The sequence below is a fragment of the Ruegeria sp. AL1 genome (genome assembly GCF_056540905.1).
The window spans coordinates 39,624-55,585 of record NZ_JBQFXP010000001.1 but is presented as its reverse complement, the minus strand read 5'-3'; the positions used below and the strand labels follow the sequence as shown (position 1 = coordinate 55,585).

General features: G+C 55.1%; 16 protein-coding genes and 1 tRNA gene. 9 read left to right on the top strand and 8 right to left on the bottom strand.

The window, feature by feature from the left end:
- Positions 1 to 18: 18 nt before the first annotated feature.
- Both ACRZ9X_RS00275 and ACRZ9X_RS00270 read left to right on the top strand, forming a co-directional pair.
- A complete protein-coding gene (locus ACRZ9X_RS00275; protein ID WP_480515059.1) occupies positions 19 to 1,338 on the top strand; it encodes an ATP-binding protein in 1,320 nt (439 codons plus the stop codon).
- Positions 1,339 to 1,493: 155 nt separating this feature from the next.
- The gene (locus tag ACRZ9X_RS00270; RefSeq protein ID WP_480515057.1) at positions 1,494 to 2,090 is read left to right on the top strand and encodes an N-acetylmuramoyl-L-alanine amidase; all 597 of its coding nucleotides are present in this window, start codon (positions 1,494 to 1,496) and stop codon (positions 2,088 to 2,090) included.
- Between the two features lie 143 nt (positions 2,091 to 2,233).
- Here ACRZ9X_RS00270 and ACRZ9X_RS00265 read toward each other — a convergent pair whose 3' ends face one another.
- Positions 2,234 to 2,347 carry a VPLPA-CTERM sorting domain-containing protein gene (locus tag ACRZ9X_RS00265; RefSeq protein ID WP_480515883.1) on the bottom strand — a complete coding sequence of 38 codons (114 nt, stop codon included), beginning with the start codon at positions 2,345 to 2,347 and terminating at the stop codon, positions 2,234 to 2,236.
- 390 nt (positions 2,348 to 2,737) lie between these two features.
- Positions 2,738 to 2,899 carry a hypothetical protein gene (locus ACRZ9X_RS00260; RefSeq protein WP_480515055.1) on the bottom strand — a complete coding sequence of 54 codons (162 nt, stop codon included), beginning with the start codon at positions 2,897 to 2,899 and terminating at the stop codon, positions 2,738 to 2,740.
- A gap of 893 nt (positions 2,900 to 3,792) precedes the next feature.
- On the opposite strand from ACRZ9X_RS00260, the gene ACRZ9X_RS00255 reads away from it, so the two are divergent.
- Complete coding sequence (locus ACRZ9X_RS00255) at positions 3,793 to 4,632, top strand: right-handed parallel beta-helix repeat-containing protein (protein WP_480515053.1); 840 nt, start codon at positions 3,793 to 3,795, stop codon at positions 4,630 to 4,632.
- A gap of 18 nt (positions 4,633 to 4,650) precedes the next feature.
- Here the strand turns inward: ACRZ9X_RS00255 and ACRZ9X_RS00250 are convergent, their stop codons facing one another.
- On the bottom strand, positions 4,651 to 6,633 hold the full coding sequence (locus ACRZ9X_RS00250; protein WP_480515051.1) for an acyltransferase family protein: 1,983 nt from the start codon (positions 6,631 to 6,633) through the stop codon (positions 4,651 to 4,653).
- 267 nt (positions 6,634 to 6,900) lie between these two features.
- Between ACRZ9X_RS00250 and ACRZ9X_RS00245 the strand changes: the two genes are divergently transcribed.
- Positions 6,901 to 7,419 (top strand): hypothetical protein, encoded by a 519-nt coding sequence (locus ACRZ9X_RS00245; protein ID WP_480515049.1) that lies wholly within the window; start codon positions 6,901 to 6,903, stop codon positions 7,417 to 7,419.
- A gap of 154 nt (positions 7,420 to 7,573) precedes the next feature.
- Here ACRZ9X_RS00245 and ACRZ9X_RS00240 read toward each other — a convergent pair.
- Positions 7,574 to 7,650: transfer RNA gene (locus ACRZ9X_RS00240), tRNA-Ile, on the bottom strand.
- Between the two features lie 107 nt (positions 7,651 to 7,757).
- Between ACRZ9X_RS00240 and purM the strand changes: the two genes are divergently transcribed.
- From purM to rnd, 3 genes are all read left to right on the top strand, one after another.
- Positions 7,758 to 8,804: a phosphoribosylformylglycinamidine cyclo-ligase gene (gene purM, locus ACRZ9X_RS00235; protein WP_480515047.1), complete on the top strand. Its 1,047-nt coding sequence runs from the start codon at positions 7,758 to 7,760 to the stop codon at positions 8,802 to 8,804.
- Complete coding sequence (gene purN, locus ACRZ9X_RS00230; RefSeq protein ID WP_480515046.1) at positions 8,801 to 9,397, top strand: phosphoribosylglycinamide formyltransferase; 597 nt, start codon at positions 8,801 to 8,803, stop codon at positions 9,395 to 9,397. Before purM ends, purN begins: the two co-directional genes overlap by 4 nt.
- 116 nt (positions 9,398 to 9,513) lie before the next feature.
- Positions 9,514 to 10,671, top strand: a complete 1,158-nt coding sequence (rnd, locus tag ACRZ9X_RS00225; protein WP_480515044.1) for a ribonuclease D — start codon at positions 9,514 to 9,516, stop codon at positions 10,669 to 10,671.
- 6 nt (positions 10,672 to 10,677) lie between these two features.
- Here rnd and ACRZ9X_RS00220 read toward each other — a convergent pair whose 3' ends face one another.
- Entirely contained in the window at positions 10,678 to 11,127 is a 450-nt protein-coding gene (locus ACRZ9X_RS00220; RefSeq protein WP_480515043.1) for a hypothetical protein, read from the bottom strand.
- A gap of 217 nt (positions 11,128 to 11,344) precedes the next feature.
- Here ACRZ9X_RS00220 and ACRZ9X_RS00215 point away from each other — a divergent pair, with 217 nt between their 5' ends.
- Complete coding sequence (locus tag ACRZ9X_RS00215; RefSeq protein WP_480515041.1) at positions 11,345 to 11,755, top strand: SufE family protein; 411 nt, start codon at positions 11,345 to 11,347, stop codon at positions 11,753 to 11,755.
- Positions 11,756 to 11,758: 3 nt separating this feature from the next.
- On the opposite strand, the gene ACRZ9X_RS00210 is transcribed toward ACRZ9X_RS00215, so the two are convergent.
- Entirely contained in the window at positions 11,759 to 12,436 is a 678-nt protein-coding gene (locus ACRZ9X_RS00210) for a DUF1638 domain-containing protein (protein WP_480515039.1), read from the bottom strand.
- Positions 12,437 to 12,536: 100 nt separating this feature from the next.
- Positions 12,537 to 13,235 (bottom strand): corrinoid protein, encoded by a 699-nt coding sequence (locus tag ACRZ9X_RS00205; protein ID WP_480515037.1) that lies wholly within the window; start codon positions 13,233 to 13,235, stop codon positions 12,537 to 12,539.
- 276 nt (positions 13,236 to 13,511) lie between these two features.
- On the opposite strand from ACRZ9X_RS00205, the gene ACRZ9X_RS00200 reads away from it, so the two are divergent.
- Positions 13,512 to 14,597 (top strand): PA0069 family radical SAM protein, encoded by a 1,086-nt coding sequence (locus ACRZ9X_RS00200; protein ID WP_480515035.1) that lies wholly within the window; start codon positions 13,512 to 13,514, stop codon positions 14,595 to 14,597.
- Between the two features lie 50 nt (positions 14,598 to 14,647).
- On the opposite strand, the gene gltA is transcribed toward ACRZ9X_RS00200, so the two are convergent.
- Positions 14,648 to 15,943, bottom strand: coding sequence for a citrate synthase (gene gltA / locus ACRZ9X_RS00195; protein ID WP_480515033.1), 1,296 nt, complete (start codon positions 15,941 to 15,943; stop codon positions 14,648 to 14,650).
- Positions 15,944 to 15,962: the final 19 nt, after the last annotated feature.

The window sequence follows — 15,962 nt, the reverse complement described above, 5'->3', positions numbered from 1 at the left end:
GCCCGCTAGGTTTAGCCCATGACGACCCAATGGCTCAAACCTTATATGCCACGCAGCTTGTATACCCGGGCGGCGCTGATCCTTGCGTTGCCGGTTATCGTGGTTTTGTTGGTCGTGTCGATCGCCTTTCTGCAAAAGCACCTGGAAGATGTAACCGGGCAAATGACCCGTGCCGCTGCGCGCGAGGTTGAGTTGATACTGGACGCGATCGATGGCACCGAAACGCATCAACAGGCCTTTGCCGCATTTCGTGTGGATTTGTCTGCGCTTGAGATGCAGGCGCGTTTCCTGCCGTTTGGTGAAATGCCCGTTCCGGATCGCCGTCGCTGGTACGATTTCATTGCCCCGCGGGTAGAAACGGACATGCGGGCGCTCTTGCCGTCACTGCTGGAAATCTCGTTACCCAGTAGCCAGGTGGCCGAGTTGTATCTGGATACCGATCTGGGCGTTTTGGAATTGTCCTTCGACCGGCGGCGCTTGTCCCCGACCGCCCCGCACCAGTTGATCGTGACGATGGTGTTTTTTGCTGCGCTGATGACGACGATTTCGTTCTTGTATATGCGCAATCAGCTACGTCCGATCTCGCGCCTTGCGGATGCCGCGCAGGCTTTCGGGCGCGGGCGAACTGTGCCTTACACGCCGGGCGGCGCGACCGAGGTCCGCGCTGCGGGCAGTGCGTTTGTCGACATGCGGGCCCGGATCGAGCGGCAGATCGAACAGCGCACGCTGATGCTGTCGGGTGTCAGTCACGATTTGCGAACACCCCTGACGCGGCTGAAACTGGGGTTGTCTTTGTTGCCCGAAGACGACGCCGCACCGCTGTTGAAAGACGTTGATGAGATGCAATCCTTGTTGGATGCGTTTCTGGAGTTTTCACGGGGGGCCGCGGAAGGAGTTCCCGAAGAAATTGAGCCCGAAGCCTGGTTGGGCCAAATCGTCAGCGACGCACAAAGGGCAGGGCATAATGTAGAGTTGCGCACGGTCGAGGGCACCGGTTCGACCCTGCTGCGCCCGATGTCCATGCGCCGCGCGGTTGAAAACCTGATCGGGAATGCCGTGCGGTATGGCACCCGCGCAGAGGTCAGCCTGAACCTGTCGCCCAAATCCCTGCGTATCCGGGTCGAGGATGACGGGCCCGGAATTCCTCCGGACCAGCGCACCGAGGCCGTCAAGCCCTTTACCCGTCTCGACCCTGCGCGCAATCAGAACAAGGGCAGTGGGGTGGGCTTGGGGCTGGCCATCGTCGCAGATATTGCCCGGGTCCATGGCGGTGTGTTGAGGCTGGGCCAGAGTGAGCGCTTGGGTGGTTTATGCGCCGATATCGTTGTGGCGCGGTAACTTCATCAAGTCGGAAAACGCGCTTTACGGACCGACAATTGATGTTTTGCGCTGCCGATCACCCTGGCTGATTACCGTGCCGGAAATGGCCAATGTGCACGAAATCGTTAAAATGTGTTATGATACCCTCATTTATTTCGAAAGAGGGTATAATTATGGCGTTGAAACGAATTGTAATGCACTGGTCTGCCGGCTCACATCGGGCCAGCGCTTCGGACAAGAAGCATTATCATGAAATCGTTGAAGGTGACGGAAACAGAGTTGAGGGTGACAAGTTGCCCGAGGCGAATAATTCGACGTCCGACGGACATTATGCGGCGCATATCAAGGGCTTCAACACCGGCTCAATCGGTTTGGCAATGGCGGCCATGGCAGGTGCCCAGCACAGCCCGTTTTCTGCCGGTTCCCATCCGATCACGCCGGTTCAGCTGGAAGCTTTCACGCAGATGGTCGCGGAATACGCGGACACCTATGGCTTTGATGTGAATCGAAAAACGGTCTTTACCCATTGCGAGGCCCCGATCACACATGACAAACCGCAGTCTGGCAAATGGGATATCACCTGGTTGCCCGGCATGGTCAAACCCGGCGATCCCATCGCAATCGGAGATCGCCTGCGCGAGATGGTACAAGCCAAACTGGATCAGCTACGTGGTGAAGCGGCGCCGGTCATGGCATCTGCAGAAGAAGATGATTTCGCGATCAAACTGGCCGCCCATATCAGTGAGTTCATCAAGGAGTATCGGGCCTAGCGATCAGGCGAAACGAACAGCTGACTTTACGCAGGTTATTAATGAATAAACGCCGTACTTACGCGGTGTCAGCAATAGGCCCGGATTACTTGGTCGATCCACTTGACGCCAAGCCGGGTGTCGCTGCGCCCGTTGCGGATGGCTCAACTGGGTTTGCGACGACGCGAAACCAAACCCAAGCCAGTCAGCCCTACAAGAAGCAGAGGTAAGGTAGCCGGCAGCGGGACAGGAGCGACCGTGACATCTGACCAGACCACATTTGTCGATCCCAAGTATGTACCATTTGGACCATTCAGAGAGAAAATTCTGGTTGTGAACGAATTCAACACGGGCACGGATATCGCCGTATTCCGAGACCAAGTTGTTTCATCAGCCGCGACTTGCGAAATCTGGACTTGGGGAATGCCACTTAAGTCCCTCGAATAGAATGTCAGCCCATCAGTCAATGAATACCTCCCACCGGGATTTACGACGGCGTCCAGTGTCGTCAATCCTGTTGAGTTTCTGTCATTTACCGAAGTGGTCAGGGTGCCGGATGGAGAAATAAGACTCAGTTGCGACAGCGAAATTGATAGGATTGTCCCAGTTCCGCCTCCAAAGTTGCCTACTCCACCTGCTCCTTGACTGACGTCTGGGTCAAACGATGCTCATAATTTCAGGGTTCCTCCACTTGAAATACCAAGACTAGAAAGCGCAACTGCATCTCCGGTCACATTCGAGATTGTCGCTTCATAGGTCACTGTCAAAGCAACGGCACTTGTTGCGAGCCAGGTGGAAGCGACACAAGCCGCCAGTAACTTCTTCAACATGGGTCCCCCATAGAAATCGTTAAAACAAGTTATTTTGTTAATTACATTACTGAAAGGCCCTATGAAATCAATAATTAAATATCATTTTGAGAATGTGAAGCCGCAGACATTGTTCGAAAGGGAAGCTGGCCGAGAATCTTGAAATTCGTTTTGACTTATTCGCGCGCTGTTAAGGTCAACCCGTTCGGGTTCCTTCAGGATTGAGCATTGGGTTCGTGAAGTGACGGTGCATTGCTTTCCAGCACGTCAACTTAATAGGTCAGGTTGAAGTGGAAGTAATGGTAGGCCCGGAGGGACTGCACGGATCGGGAAATTCTTGTTTGCAATCGACGCGGGTGTCCCACGCCGGAATACCTCGTGGTACACCTCACCAGTCCAGATTGGCCAGTTTTGATGCCTCATCTCTGCCAATTTCATGCGCTCGACACTCTCGTTGCAGACCTCTGATGTACTCGCTTGAGCGTGTCCGTGGATAACAACACAACCGAGCTAATCTCAGCACTGAATACCGCATACGGCGGCGACATTATCGAATGCGTTCAGGGTAACATCTTCGCAATAACCTCGGGCTCATGGTCCGTTGCCAGTGGAGTGATTGTGCGGTCACAGGATGCCGTCAGCCCCGCGCAGTTCTCAGACATCCTGATGAGCGATGCACAGAACATTTCCTTCGAGGATTTGTATTGCTTTTATCAGCACATCTCCGCGTCCGATGGCATTAAGGAAAAAAGGTTCTTCCTGACGCGCGGCACCAATATCCACTTTAAGAGATGTAATTTCCAATCGACACGCGCAACGCAGACATATGTGTCCGGCGGACTCAACGTAGTGGCGGGGTTCGGAACGGGCCAAGGGCTGACCTTTTCGAGCACTACCAACTGTTCGGCTGTTGATTGTACTTTTCGTACTTGGTGGTCGGCGTTTTTATCAACTCCACCAGCGGCTCAAGAAATACCGGGTCCCTGCTTTCGGGGTGTGAGTTTGATGAGACCTGTGCTGACGCCGTTGTTTTTGGAGCCTCTGATGATGGCATTGTTGAGTGGTGCTGGATACATGATGCAGAAGATCGCGGCCTTGGGACTGCCGCTGAACACCGCGATGCCATTCAAATCCGAGGATCATCTGGCGGAGTTACCAGACCAACGATACGAAACAACCTCATCGACAAAGACTCTAGAGAATTTATGCAGTCGATTTTCTCCGGCGGGGACGGTCGGTCTCAGGGTGCTCCAAGCGATTGGCACACCGATGTTACGATTACGGATAACATCATATACGCCAGCCAGACCCACGGCATTACCTTGAACCAAGCAGACGGCGGCACGGTTTCAGGCAACACGGTTATTCAGGTTGACAAGGATGCGTCCCAAACCGGGACTGGTTTCACGCCACAAATCGGAGCGGACAGCGGCACACAGAATATCACCATTCAAGATAATATTGCCCCAAATGTCACAGGAAATTCCATCGGATCGAACACAGTTAGTAGCAATTCGACTTTGGCAGAAGCCAACTATGGAACCGAGTTCGACGTTCTGCGTGATTACTCGACTGATGGATACAACCAATATGCGTTTAAGGCAGGTGGCACATTGATTGGCGCAGGAGATGGCGCGCAGGCCGTCAATTCTGCCTATCCCTTCGACAATTTGACATGGATCAGAAGCCGGGGTGCAGCGTCTACCCCGGTCATTCCGGCGGGAGGTGTTTCGGTTGCCGTGAGCGTTGCTTAAAACAGTAGGAATTCATACTCAATCTTCTGCAAACCCAATACTCATGATTTTTGGAACGATTTCCTTAGAGCCGTATACACTCAAATGATCGTCGTCGCGATACAAGGCGTGTTGTTTGTAGGAAAACATGCACGTGCCGTCGCACATTAACTCCGCCGCACTAATATATATCGCATTGTATTCATTCGTGATCGACATAATTATTTCATTGGTACGCCGATTGCGAACGTCAAAAGATTTGCGTGTTGGGGCGATTGGATATGGCAACCCGAAAGCCTTTGAACTCGCTAACGCTTGAGGCACAGAAAAACCTGCTTCGGGGATTCCGCCGACGATGACAACGTTTTTTCCTGCTTGCCTCAGTCGTTTCACAGTTTCTTCTAGCCCAAATTGAGACAATTCGCGGTTACCCTGAGCTTCGGTTGCCTCCTTGGCATAAGATGCTAGTTGCAATTCAGCTTCGGTTCCAGGTTCGCCCTGTATCCTCGTGCCCTCTACGGCAAGGGACCATCGCGCATGGAGGATCACGGTTTCAATCTCAGGATTGTTGGTAGCAAATTCCAACACGTTGCGATTGAATTTCCCGCAGGCATGCTCGATGCCTAGGTCGGCGCGTCGTACACCCCACATCGGCGGGCAGGCCGTTTTTACTGCAGCGAGGCCGGATCTATTGCTTTCCTCAAGCCAGTCGTGCAACCCATCGAGCATGACTAATGCGTGCGAATCTCCCCACACCAACACACTTTTTGTTTCGGCGTCGCCACGGCCCAAGGCGCATAGGCCATCAGTAATCGTTCGATTGACGCATTTCTGAAAGCGCGGAGACTTCTGAATATCCTGCCGGTACGCTTCTAATACGACTGAATCGACGCGCGTTTCATAGCCCCTTGTTGCTGCAATTGTGACGGCTAAAGAGGCAACGGCGATACCGCCAATGGCAGATGATAGGAATATCGATTTTCTGGAAAAAACTGATTTCCGGCGAAAGGGTCGTTCCACAAAGCGCCAACTCAACCAAGCCAATGCGACAGTAACAACAATGGCAGCAATGGCGGTTTCCGCGGCTAAATGTATTGATCCACTAAAAAAGCGGGAGAATACCAAAACAGGCCAATGCCAAAGGTATAAGGAATAGGAAATCAATCCTATCCAGACCAGTGGCGGGAGTGAGAGTATTCGGCCCGTGAATGTCTGTCCGCCGCTCCAGATTATCAGAACGGTTCCAAACACGACTGGAAACGCAGCTAGTCCTGGAAAGGGCGTAGACGGGGAAATCAGGAATATACTCCCGAGGACCATAACCAATCCTGCCGCCCCAATGGCTTCCTGCGTTAGCTTTGACCGGATGGCGGGAAATCCGCCGACAGCCAAAACAGAGCCTAATCCAAGCTCCCAGATCCGAGATGGGGTCAGATAGAAGTTTGCAGTTGGATTAGCGGTCGAGCCCCAAACAGACAGACCGAATGACAACAGGCAAGGTATAATTAGCAGGGCCAAAAGCCATCGTTGCGCGTATTTCCAAACAAGCCATAGGTATATGGGAAAAAGGATATAGAACTGCTCTTCGACTGCCAGCGACCACGTGTGCAGAAGGGGTTCGATTTCAGCCGCCGATCCAAAGTAATCACCAGCAGCCATCCAGAACCAAATATTTGAGACGAAACCCAAAGCCGCTAGAACTGATTGGCCTAGCCGTGTGTAAGCGTCTGGCAGCATAGTGAACCAACCAAGCGCCATTACAGCGATCAATACCAAGAGAAGGGCGGGCAGGATGCGTCTGGCTCGTCGTTCGTAAAAATTGACTATCGAGTAATTTCCGCTCGCTAGCTCTTTCACCAGTATGGACGTGATCAAAAAACCCGAGATTACAAAGAAGATATCAACGCCAACAAAGCCGCCTGAAAACCCAGCTATACCGGCATGGCCTAAAACAACTGGAACAACCGCAACTGATCTAAGTCCGTCGATATCACGGCGGTAAACAAGTGTATTTTTTGTCAAGAAACTGTGTGCCTTCGAAACATTTAACTATTACCCCGCCGAGGCTAAGCCAAAAGAGTGTCATTTTGCAACTTTTGGATTTTGAACACCCCGGCGCCGGAGGTCTCAGGCGCGTTATCCCATACAGAGAAAGGGATACTAGCCTAGTTTCAAATGTTGTGAACAGTGCCCGTTGGTACTTGTTTCTGTCCTGACCACTTAGCCCGTCAACTTCGCGCTGGCGGACTTTTTTGTTTTTTGTGAGAGGTTCCAGTATATGAAAAAGCTATGAAGCCAAGTGATTATCTGCACCAAGTTATTTTACCACTGAACGCTTCCTTTGAGAAGGATCGCTCACTCGCAAACTTGTTCGCCGCAATGGCAACAACGTACCACATGGTCGACTATATCACGTATTACGTTAGGCATGATGAAAAGGTACACAACGGGCACATCGAAATCACTAGAGAAGAGGTAACTCGCCTGTGCCCTGAATTTCATTCGATTTTCTGCGTAGCTTTGGCGCAAAAACACGTTGAGGTTTCGAACTCAAAAGCTGCCAAGGGATTGAAGTCTGATGACATTGAGAAACCAAGAGGCACGTTTTTGGACGTCAACGGGAAGGCGCTTATTGTAAACGGAAAACCGTTAGCAGTGAGACTAGGTTATCTTGCTCTAATTGACGACAAGAAGGTAAACTTGGAGCAAGCGCTGAAATTGTCTGTAGACTTTTTCTCAAACTCTCTGGATGAGGTTCTTGAAGCCGTCGCACATGCTTTGCATCAAAAGGCGATGGGAAAAATATGAACGCCGAGTGATCTGCCTGAGTGGTCGGAGGTAGATTCGGTGAAGTATTGATTTCGTGGGACACTTGCCATGTAGGTCATCTAAATCATATGGGTCATGCTTGACTTAACGTGGAACATTGTCGCGTTGATTTTTAAGGGAAATTTTAGGATTTTGGTAGGCCCGGAGGGACTCGAACCCCCAACCAAAGCGTTATGAGCGCTCTGCTCTAACCAATTGAGCTACAGGCCCGCCTGAGGGCTTTGCCTATCACGGTGAACGCCCGCGTCAAGCCTGACCGTTGCAAGAACCGGCACAATCGACTAACCCGCGCGGGACAGCATTACGAAGGGTTGGCCATGACAGCGGGCAAGAACGGAATCACCTATGCAGATGCAGGTGTTGATATTGATGCGGGCAACGCTCTGGTCGACCGGATCAAGCCTGCGGCCAAGCGGACCGACCGTTCCGGCGTGATGAGCGGTTTGGGCGGATTTGGAGCCTTGTTTGATCTGAAGGCAGCCGGGTATCGGGACCCGGTTCTGGTGGGGGCAACTGACGGGGTCGGCACCAAGCTGCGGATTGCGATTGATACAGGTGTGGTCGATGGCGTGGGCATCGATCTGGTGGCCATGTGCGTCAATGACCTGATCTGTCAGGGGGCTGAACCGCTGTTCTTTCTGGATTATTTTGCCACCGGAAAACTGGATACCGACACCGCTGCGCGGATCATTGAAAGCATTGCCGAAGGCTGCGTTCAGTCCGGCTGCGCGCTGATCGGTGGTGAAACCGCTGAAATGCCGGGCATGTACCCGGATGGCGATTTCGATCTGGCCGGATTCTCGGTCGGCGCGATGGAACGCGGCACGGCGTTGCCCGAGGGTGTGCAGCAAGGCGACGTTTTGCTGGGGCTGGCTTCGAACGGGGTGCATTCCAACGGCTATTCACTGGTGCGTAAACTGGTCGAAATGTCGGGGCTGGGCTGGGACGCCGATTCTCCATTTGGCGGTGGTCCGCTCGGGGATGCGCTGCTGACGCCGACGCGGCTTTATGTGCAGCCAGCGCTGCAGGCGATCCGGGCTGGGGGCGTGCACGCGCTGGCTCATATCACAGGTGGCGGTCTGACCGAGAATTTGCCGCGCGTTCTACCTGAGGGTCTGGGCGCCCAAATCGACCTGAATGCCTGGGAATTGCCCCCCGTATTCCGATGGATGGCGGAGACTGGCGGGATTGCCGAAGCTGAGATGCTCAAGACTTTCAACTGCGGCATCGGGATGATCGTTGTCTGTGCCGAAGACCGCGCCGAGGCGTTGGCCGCTTTGTTGACCGGGTCCGGAGAGACCGTAGCGCACCTTGGGACTGTCACTGACGAGCCTGGCATGGCCTACGCAGGCAAATTGCTGTGAGCCACAAGCGTGTCGCCATTCTGATCTCGGGTGGAGGCTCCAACATGGTGTCGCTGGTCGAGAGCATGACTGGCGACCATCCGGCGCGGTCCTGTCTTGTGCTGTCAAATGACCCGCAGGCTGGTGGGTTGCAAAAAGCAGCGGCACGCGGCATCCCGACGGCGGCCATCGACCATCGTCCGTTCAAAGGCGACCGGGCGGCGTTTGAGGCCGAATTGCTGAAACCACTGGAAGCCGCGCAACCTGACATCGTCTGTCTGGCAGGCTTTATGCGGGTCCTGACCGGAGATTTCGTTTCGCGATTTCAGGGGCGGATGCTGAATATCCACCCCTCACTGTTGCCGAAATACAAGGGTCTGAACACCCATGCCCGCGCCATCGAGGCTGGGGATGCGCAGCACGGATGCTCGGTCCATGAGGTCACTGCTGCGCTGGATGACGGGCCAATTTTGGGGCAGGCGCGTTTGGATATTGAACCGGATGACACGCCCGAGGCTTTGGCAGCCCGCGTTCTGGTGTGGGAACATCGCCTGTATCCGGCGGTTTTGCGCAGGTTTGCCGAAGGTAAGCGGACACCGGTGCTTTTGCCCTGATGGGTGCGGGGTGATTTACAGCTGCCTGTTGTTCGGCCTATGATTTGCACTAAGGCTCGGGATAGTAAGAATTGACGGGCAGTCACCAAGAACGAAAAGCAAGAATACACCAACGCATGAAAACCCTCACGACGACGCAAGAGTTGGCCGATTTCTGCGCGGCTGCCACCCAGTATCCCTATGTCACAGTCGACACCGAGTTTCTGAGGGAACGGACCTATTACTCCAAGCTTTGCCTGATCCAGTTGGCTGTTCCGTCCGAAGGTAAGGACAGCGCTGTGCTGGTTGATCCTTTGGTCGATGGGATGTCGCTTGATCCGCTTTATGCGCTGTTCAGTGATGAAAGCGTGGTCAAAGTGTTCCACGCGGCGCGGCAGGATCTTGAGATTTTCTGGGTCGAAGCCGGGGTATTTCCGACACCGCTGTTTGACACCCAGGTCGCGGCAATGGTCTGCGGTTTCGGCGAGCAGGTGGGTTATGAAACGCTTGTGCGCAAGATCTGCAAGGAAGGGGTAGACAAGACATCCCGGTTTACCGACTGGTCACGCCGCCCGCTGAGTGATGCGCAAAAGACCTATGCGCTGGCGGATGTGACGCATCTGCGGAAAATCTATGAACATCTTGCTTCGGAGCTGGACAAAACCCGACGCAGTCATTGGGTGGCCGAGGAATTGCGTATTCTGACGCGACCCGAAACCTACGATATTCTCCCTCAGGATGCTTGGAAACGGGTGAAGACACGGACAAATTCGTCCAAGTTTCTTGCCGTTGTGCGCGAGCTTGCCCAATTCCGAGAGTTGTATGCTCAGGAAAACAACGTCCCACGCAATCGCGTGTTCAAGGATGATGCGTTGATCGAGATGGCGTCGATCAAGCCCAAATCTCCGTCGGACCTTGGCGGATCGCGTTTGCTGCTGCGCGAGGCGCGGAAAGGCGCGATTGCGGATGGTATTCTGGCCGCGGTCAAACGCGGCGTGAATTGCCCACCCGACCAGATGCCAAAGGTGGATAACAGCCGCGACAAGCTGAAGGTCAATCCGGCCCTGGCCGATCTTCTGCGGGTTTTGTTGAAGTCCAAGACCGAAAGCGCAGGCGTTGCCGCCAAACTGATCGCATCCAGCGCCGAACTGGATCAAATCGCGGCGGGCGAGCGCGAGGTGCCCGCAATGTCGGGATGGCGCTTTGAGGTTTTTGGCGAAGATGCGCTGAAACTGTGTGATGGCAAAATCGCGCTGGCCGCCAAGGGGCAGTCGGTAAACGTCGTCAACCTTTGACCTGCTTTAACGGCGACGGGACTCCAGCGCGTTTTGCGCGCCGGTGACTCGCACCAATCGCACACCCGCCAGCTGTTGGCGGCTGAGATTCACCGCATCTGAAACCATTCGGCTACGGGCGTTGCCCTGAGCCGTGGCGTAGCTGGGATACTCAACGCGGAACGAATACTCGATCACGCCATTTTGGGTGTTTTCCTCAGATTCGACGCGCTGCAGTCTTGCGTTGAACGCCCCCTGACGGCTTGCGGTGCCAGTGACATAGACGATCGCACCATTTGGGGTTGGATCAATCCGCAGTTCGTCAATCATGGCAATCGGAACGCTGGTGTCTTCTTCTTCCCCGCGCGAGAACAGGCCAACCCCTTCGCTTTGCTGTGGGACAAGGGCGTTGGCGTCATCAGGCGAGACATCGACCGGGGCCGGTGTGCTGCTGCCAAACCAGTTGGACGGATTCACGCGCGACTCGCTCCACCTGCTGCAGGCCGAAAGCGTCAAAGTCGCGATCAAAAGAACAGAGAGTGATTTGTGCATGGACCCAACATTTTACGCAATGGTACCTGAAAGGGGTTAACGCAAATTCAACCGGTTGAAAAGCCACGCATAGGGGTGGACAGGCGCTTGCGCCGGGCATAGGTCACAATTGTGATCGCACAGCTCGAAGGACCCATCTGTCATGGCAACGCCAGCCTTTGAAGAAATTGTCGAAGATTTCGAATTCCTTGAGGATTGGGAAGACCGCTATCGGCATGTCATCGAGCAGGGAAAGGCGATGTCGCCGCTGGACGATGCATTCAAGGTACCCGCGACCAAGGTTCATGGTTGCGCCAGTCAGGTTTGGCTTCATCCCACGATAGACCAGGGCAAGTTCCACTTCGATGGCGACAGCGATGCGATGATCGTGCGAGGGCTGATTGCTGTGTTGCGAGCGCTTTACAATGATCTGCCGGTTGCTGAGGTCTCGAAAGTGGACGCGGCGGGCGAACTTGGGCGTCTCGGGCTGAATGACCATCTTTCAGCGCAACGTTCAAACGGCTTGCGCGCCATGGTCGAGCGTATCCGTGAGGTTGCGCTGGCAAACGCGTAATCGTCAGGCTTTGGGGCTGTTGGACGTCTGCATTGCCCAATCGGACAAGGTCACTGCCAGATCGCCATAACCGGTCAGCCTGCGTTCAAACGCCAACCCCATCCGATCCGCGCAGTCCTGCGCCCGTCGGGTTAGTTCCGGGTCGTCGGTTTGCGCCTGATAGACCAGTTTGGTGTAATTGCCGAAATACATGTCGCGCAATTCCGGGTGGCGATCCAGCCCAAGCGGTTTCCAGACAAAAGCATCAAACTGACGCGCCAAAAAATCGGTGAGGTAAAAAGCGGTGGTCTCATCCTCGGCCTGCGCGGCGAATGCGGTATTACCTTCGAAGAAAGAATAGCAATGCGGGCCTTTGATCATCTCGACCCCAAGACGATCACAGGCCTGTTGCAGCAAACCTCCGGTCCCGCAATCGGCATAGACCACAAAGACCTGATCGTAGTTGCCTAGATGCTTGGTCACCGCGTCTTCGACGGCCTGTGTGATCCGTTCGGGGTGCACATGCAGAATGGCTGGAAGGCAGGTCAGCGCAATATGATCCCATCCATTGCGAGCCTTGAGGTCCAGAATCTCGCGCGCCAACGCACCGCAGGCAATCAGAAGAATGGATTCGGCGGCGCGTGGCGTGACATAGCCTTGGCGGGTCAGGCTTTCATCATCTGGCAGGGGGGCATCGGTCATCTGATCTCTCCTCCGGGCTGACTTCATATAAGTGCGCGCGCTTCTGACGAAAAAGGCCGCCCCTTCGCAGGACGGCCTGTCTCACAGCATGGTCTGTGGCTCAGCCGGCCAGCGAGTTGTGCTTGCGCGACATGAAGTCCTTGGCCATTTCCACGGCCACAGCGGCGTCGCGGCAGTAACCGTCGGCACCGATGGCTTTGCCGAACTCTTCATTCAGTGGCGCGCCACCAACCAGAACCACGTATTCTTCACGCAGGCCTTGCTCGATCATCGTGTCGATCACGACTTTCATGTAAGGCATGGTGGTGGTCAGCAGGGCGGACATGCCCAGAATGTCCGGCTTTTCGTTTTCCAGCGCTTCCAGATAGTTCTCGACCGGGTTGTTGATGCCGATATCGACAACTTCGAAACCCGCGCCTTCCATCATCATCGACACGAGGTTCTTGCCGATGTCGTGGATGTCGCCCTTGACGGTGCCGATCACCATTTTGCCGACGCGTGGCGCGCCGGTTTCGGCCAGCAAGGGCTTCAGGATCGCCATGCCGCCTTTCATTGCGTTGGCGGCCAGCAGCACTTCGGGAACGAACAGGATGCCGTCGCGGAAGTCATGGCCCACGATGGTCATGCCGCCGACAAGGGCCTTGGTTAGAATGTCGTAAGGCATCCACCCGCGTTCCAGCAGGATGTTCACACCTTCCTCGATTTCCTCTTTCAGGCCGTCATAAAGGTCATCGAACATCTGTTCGACAAGTTCGTCGTCATTCAGTTCGGACAGGACGATGTCTTCTTCGTCGGACATGGGGCGTTTCCCTGAGCTGTGCGGGCACGCGGCCCGTGGTGGCATTTTTTCCGTTTTGGCTATTTCGTCGCAGGTCTACTGTGACGATTGCGACCTAGGTCGATCCGAGACCGACCTATAGGCGGAAATGTGAGCCCTCGCGATATCAAAATTTGCAAGAACATCGTGCGTTTGTCTCATTTTAACTGAGTTGCTGCCATGGTCGCCGCTTTGCTTTCCGGGTCTGAAGCGCGGGCCAAGCTTGCTTGGCGGCGTTGGCTGGATTAGTGTCGAGCAATGGAACAAAAAGCGAACAAATATACGGACAATCGGAGTCGCGCACGTGGTTCGGCATCGAACGCGGCGGGCCGGTTCGAGCGGTTCGTGACAGTGGCCGACGCGGATGGCTGGGACATTCCCGAAGACTTATCTCTGCTCAGAACAGAAGTACGGGAGGAGGTCGCGCGCAGCGTGATCTCATATAACACGTCGCCTGATCTGCCGTTTGACCGCTCGATCAATCCGTACCGCGGGTGCGAGCACGGGTGCGTCTATTGTTTTGCGCGCCCCTCACATGCCTATCTGGGGTTGTCGCCGGGGCTGGATTTCGAAACCCGCCTGATCGCACGGCCGAATGCGGCTGCGGTCTTGCGGCAAGAATTGTCCAGGGCCAGCTATAAGGTGGCGACGCTGGCCCTGGGGACCAATACCGATCCTTATCAGCCGGTCGAGAAAACACGTTGTATAACAAGGGAATGCCTAAAAGTTCTCAGCGCATTTTCCCATCCGATTGGTATCGTCACCAAGGGTGCGCTGGTCGAACGTGACATCGATATTCTGGCGCCGATGGCGGAGAAAGGACTGGTGCGGATCGGGATTTCACTCACAACGCTGGACGCTGGTCTGTCGCGTCGGATGGAGCCTCGGGCGCCCTCGCCCAGACGGCGATTGCAGACCATCCGAACCTTGTCACAGGCAGGCATTCCGGTGCGCGTCATGACGTCTCCGGTCATTCCGGGTCTGACCGATCATGAACTTGAAAGTTTGCTGGAAGCAGGCAAAGAGGCGGGGGCGGACGCGGCCAGCTGGATCATGCTGCGGCTGCCGCGCGAAGTGTCCGAGCTTTGGCAGGATTGGCTGGCCCGGCACGAGCCAAATCGCACGGAAAAGATCATGAGCCATTTGCGCGACATGCATGGCGGCCGCGATTATGACCCGCGTTGGGGGCATCGAATGCGAGGTGAGGGCGTCTATGCCGACCTTATCGCACGTCGCTTCAGGGCAGCGGTCAAGCGGCTTGATCTGGCCGTCAAGTCTCCGCCTCTGCGGTGTGACCTGTTCAGTCGGCCAGCGCAGGCAGGTGATCAACTCAGCCTGTTTTAAAAAGGAAACCCCCGCCATGGGGCAGGGGTTCATTGGCAAGCCGAAGTGGCTTAGCGGTTTTCGATGTCCACGTAATCGCGGTTGGTCTCGCCCAGATACAGCTGGCGCGGACGGCCGATCTTGTTCTGTGGATCGGCAATCATCTCTTTCCACTGACTGACCCAGCCAACCGTGCGCGACAACGCGAAGATCGGTGTGAACATGGATGTCGGAAAGCCCATCGCTTCGAGGATGATGCCTGAATAGAAGTCCACATTCGGGAACAGCTTCTTCTCGGCAAAATACGGATCTTCCAGCGCTTGCTTTTCCAGCGCCTTGGCAACCTGCAGCTTCGGATTGTCTTCAATCCCGAGAAGATCCAGAACCTCGTCAGCCGACTGTTTCATGACCTTCGCGCGTGGGTCAAAGTTCTTGTAGACGCGGTGGCCAAAGCCCATCAGACGGAACGGATCGTTCTTGTCCTTGGCGCGGGCGATGTATTCGGGGATGCGATCGACCGAGCCGATCTCTTCCAGCATTTCCAGACAGGCCTGATTGGCGCCGCCATGCGCCGGTCCCCACAAACAGGCGATCCCGGCCGCGATACAGGCGAACGGGTTTGCGCCCGAGGACGACGCCAGACGCACAGTCGAGGTCGAGGCGTTCTGTTCGTGATCAGCATGCAGGGTCAGGATGCGATCCATTGCGCGGCTGAGGATCGGGTTCACCTCATATTCCTCGGCCGGAACGCTGAAGCACATGCGCAGGAAGTTGGAGGCATAATCCAGATCGTTTCGCGGATACACGAATGGCTGACCGGTGTGGTACTTGTAAGCCCAGGCCGCAATGGTCGGCATCTTGGCGATCAGGCGATGCGAAGCGACCTCGCGCTGATGCGAATCAGTGATATCGGTCGAATCGTGATAGAAGGCCGACATGGCACCCACGACGCCGACCATGATGGCCATCGGATGCGCGTCCCGGCGGAAACCACGATAGAAATACTGCATCTGCTCATGCAGCATCGTGTGACGGGTGATCGTGGTTTCGAACTTTTCCAGCACGGATGCGGACGGCAATTCTCCGTACAGCAGCAGGTAGCACACTTCGAGGAAATGCGACTTCTCGGCCAGTTGATCAATTGGATATCCCCGATGCAGCAACTCGCCTTTTTCACCGTCGATGAAGGTGATTGTGCTGTCGCAGCTGGCAGTCGAGGTAAAGCCCGGATCGTATGTAAACACACCAGCCTGGCCATAGAGCTTGCGGATGTCGATTACATCCGGGCCCAGAGTTGGTGAATGAATCGGCAACTCGTAGGTTTCGCCATGGACTGTCAGAGTGGCAGGTTTATTGCTGTCGGTCATAGTGTCCCTTCCTCATTCA

Excerpts from the sequence above, each read along its gene's own strand:
- ACRZ9X_RS00275 (WP_480515059.1), top strand. The coding sequence starts at position 19 with ATGACGACCCAATGGCTCAAACCTTATATGCCACGCAGCTTGTATACC.
- ACRZ9X_RS00270 (WP_480515057.1), top strand. The coding sequence starts at position 1,494 with ATGGCGTTGAAACGAATTGTAATGCACTGGTCTGCCGGCTCACATCGG.
- ACRZ9X_RS00260 (WP_480515055.1), bottom strand. The coding sequence starts at position 2,899 with ATGTTGAAGAAGTTACTGGCGGCTTGTGTCGCTTCCACCTGGCTCGCA.
- ACRZ9X_RS00245 (WP_480515049.1), top strand. The coding sequence starts at position 6,901 with ATGAAGCCAAGTGATTATCTGCACCAAGTTATTTTACCACTGAACGCT.
- purM (WP_480515047.1), top strand. The coding sequence starts at position 7,758 with ATGACAGCGGGCAAGAACGGAATCACCTATGCAGATGCAGGTGTTGAT.
- rnd (WP_480515044.1), top strand. The coding sequence starts at position 9,514 with ATGAAAACCCTCACGACGACGCAAGAGTTGGCCGATTTCTGCGCGGCT.
- ACRZ9X_RS00215 (WP_480515041.1), top strand. The coding sequence starts at position 11,345 with ATGGCAACGCCAGCCTTTGAAGAAATTGTCGAAGATTTCGAATTCCTT.
- ACRZ9X_RS00210 (WP_480515039.1), bottom strand. The coding sequence starts at position 12,436 with ATGACCGATGCCCCCCTGCCAGATGATGAAAGCCTGACCCGCCAAGGC.
- ACRZ9X_RS00205 (WP_480515037.1), bottom strand. The coding sequence starts at position 13,235 with ATGTCCGACGAAGAAGACATCGTCCTGTCCGAACTGAATGACGACGAA.
- ACRZ9X_RS00200 (WP_480515035.1), top strand. The coding sequence starts at position 13,512 with ATGGAACAAAAAGCGAACAAATATACGGACAATCGGAGTCGCGCACGT.
- gltA (WP_480515033.1), bottom strand. The coding sequence starts at position 15,943 with ATGACCGACAGCAATAAACCTGCCACTCTGACAGTCCATGGCGAAACC.